Raw genomic sequence first — 2830 nt, forward strand, 5'->3', positions numbered from 1 at the left:
ATTGAGTTTGATAATAAATTTATTATAACTTGTTTCATTCTCTTGGGATCTGCAATGACTAATAATTGTTTATTAGTCATCTCTTTTTTTAAATTAATCCCGGCTTCTTTTAATTTAGGTAATAGCATATTTACGCATGAATCCATTATTTTGTTCAGGTTAAACTTCACTTTTTCTACTGTTAAACTACTTGATTCAGCTTTAGAAAAATCGAGCACATCATTAATTAAGGTAAGTAAGTGTGTTCCTGCATTATATATATCGTCTGCATACTCCTTGTATTGAGAATTATCCATTGAACCTAAAGTTTTATTTTTGATCAACTCCGCAAATCCAATAATAGCATTAAGAGGTGTGCGTAATTCATGTGTAACGCTTGCAAAAAACTTTAGCTTGTTTGCATTTTCTTGCTCTAATGTCTCTTTTATCTGCTGTAATTCAATGTTAGTTTTATGTTGCTTGGCTAGCATTTGGGTGTTAGAAAAGTGCAAATAGAACATTATTAATATTAAGATTATTAATAATAGGCCCAAAAATGTTAAAAACAGGCCATATGCTATAACATAAGAATTATTGTAGTTTCGAAGAATCTTCAAAAAAAACGACGGTTTAACGCTATTTTCATGGAATATAGGGAAAATAGAAGCTAATGTATTTCCTGTAGTATAAAATATTTCTTGGTTACTTAATAGTTTATCAATTTCATCGTTTGTAAGTAACTGTTCATAATCATAATCTTGAGTGTTAAAATTACTGAATATTATTCTGCCGTTTTGATCATACAGTATTAAGCTGAAATCCTTTACTTTGCTCACTGATTGTAATAATTCAGCACGTAGTTTTACTAGTTGGTTTATGTAGTCAAAATTTTTGTATTTAATGTGATGCTTTTCTATTAGTAAATAATGGTATTTTTTTATTATGCCATTTTCCAGTACGCTTTTTAAGTTTACACTTGAATCACGGTAAGAAGAAAGGAAATTACTCCTTAGTAAATGACTACAATATATCACACTGAATAAAATCATAAAGATCGATGAGAGTAATACAATAACTTTTGTGTATTTGTTTTTCTTCAACGCAGAAAACATCAATTTACCTAGCTTATACATATCCTTCTTATTGTGAAACAACGGTTTTTATGTTATTAATAATAAAATTTAGCATATAATATTTTATGACAATTTCTCCTATTTTGCCAGTTTATTCTCCTGTTAATATAAATTTTTCTCATGGCAAAGGTATCTACCTATATGACGTTGATGGTGAGCGCTACGTAGATTTTCAATCCGGAATAGCCGTTAGTAGCTTAGGTCACACTAATTCGCGATTAATTAGTGCTCTTAAATTGCAAGGAGAAAAATTATGGCATATATCAAATACCTATAATATACCTGCTGCCAATAATTTTGCAGAAAAATTAATAAACAACAGTTTCGCTGACACTGTATTTTTCTCAAATTCTGGATCAGAGGCAGTAGAATGTGGGCTTAAGATTGCTAGGATCTATCAAAATGGAAAAGGCAATAAAAATCGTCACAGAATTTTAACATTCCATGGTGGATTTCATGGAAGAACCTTTTTAACTTGTGCTACAAACGATAAACAGAAATTTTCTGAATTACTAAATCCCTACATTGATTGGTGTGATAACATCGAGCCCAATATTGAGAGCGTAAAGAAAGCAATTTCAAGTGGTATAGGCGTTATATTAATAGAACCAATACAAGGGCAAGGTGGTATCAAAGTAATGAATGAAGTCTTTATGAAAGAACTAAGAAAGCTGTGTGATGAAAATGACATATTGTTATTTTTTGATTGCGTGCAATGCGGTGCTGGCAGGACAGGAAAATTATTTGCATACGAACATATAGGAGTGGAACCTGATATATGTGCTCTTGCAAAGGGAATAGGCGGCGGGTTTCCGCTAGGGGCTTGTCTTGCGACTGAAAATGCTGCTAAATATATGGCGGTCGGTATGCACGGTTCCACTTTTGGTGGCAATCCGCTTGCAACCTCAGTAGGTAATGCTGTGCTCGAAGAATTGCTCAGCCCCGGCTTTTTGAAAAATGTTGAAATTAGAGGTAAATACTTAAAAAATAAACTAGAAGACTTAGCAAGTAAATTTTCAATAATAGAGGAAGTAAGAGGGAAAGGGTTAATGCTTGGAATAAAAGTGAAAGCAGACAATCAAAAGTTTGCAGAAGAGTTAAGTCATCGCGGCTTGCTTACTGTTGGGGTAACATCAGATAACGTTGTGAGAATTTTACCTCCACTCATTATCACTGAAAAAGAGATTGATGAAGGCATCGAGATTTTGACTCAATATTTATCTGAGAAATCTTCTGATTAGATACTTGCATTAATATGAACGACAATCTGGTATGCTTAGGAATTATTACCTCTCCTCACGGAATTAAAGGAGCTGTTAAAGTAAAAACCTTTACTGAAAAGCCTGAAAATATCTTCTTATATGGTAAGCTAATAAGTGGTGATGAGAATTATAAAATAGACTCAGTATCCGTCATAGGTGATAATTTAGTAATAGCTACAATAAGCGGAGTAAATTCCCGTAATGAAGCAGAGCTTTTAAGGAATAAGAAGCTATATATAGAAAGAAGCAAGTTACCAGAGCTAAATGATGAGGATGAATTTTACCAAAGTGACCTTGTAGATATGGAAGTAAGGCTGAAAAGTAATGAATTATATGGCTATGTAAAATCTGTGTATAATTTCGGCTCAGGGGATATATTAGAAATTTTAGTTATCAGCACAAAAAAACGTATTATGCTGTCTTTCACTAAAGAGATATTTCCACATATAAATATAA

3 protein-coding genes are annotated in these 2830 nt (G+C 32.3%); 2 read left to right on the top strand and 1 reads right to left on the bottom strand.

Annotation, left to right across the window (positions count from 1 at the left end; all coding sequences use genetic code 11):
* Window positions 1-1112 (bottom strand): sensor histidine kinase (locus ACIPNH_RS04705; RefSeq protein WP_400771983.1); only part of this gene is annotated, 1112 nt, incomplete at its 3' end.
* A gap of 65 nt (window positions 1113-1177) precedes the next feature.
* On the opposite strand from ACIPNH_RS04705, the gene ACIPNH_RS04710 reads away from it, so the two are divergent.
* Window positions 1178-2353: an aspartate aminotransferase family protein gene (locus ACIPNH_RS04710; RefSeq protein ID WP_400771985.1), complete on the top strand. Its 1176-nt coding sequence runs from the start codon at window positions 1178-1180 to the stop codon at window positions 2351-2353.
* A gap of 14 nt (window positions 2354-2367) precedes the next feature.
* The coding region (rimM, locus tag ACIPNH_RS04715) for a ribosome maturation factor RimM (protein ID WP_400771986.1) at window positions 2368-2830 on the top strand (463 nt) is incomplete at its 3' end.

This window comes from Wolbachia endosymbiont of Drosophila barbarae (assembly GCF_044752445.1).
Taxonomy (GTDB): domain Bacteria; phylum Pseudomonadota; class Alphaproteobacteria; order Rickettsiales; family Anaplasmataceae; genus Wolbachia; species Wolbachia pipientis.

Bases quoted from the DNA above. Each gene is read 5' to 3' on its own strand.
- ACIPNH_RS04710 (WP_400771985.1), top strand. From the start codon at position 1,178: ATGACAATTTCTCCTATTTTGCCAGTTTATTCTCCTGTTAATATAAAT.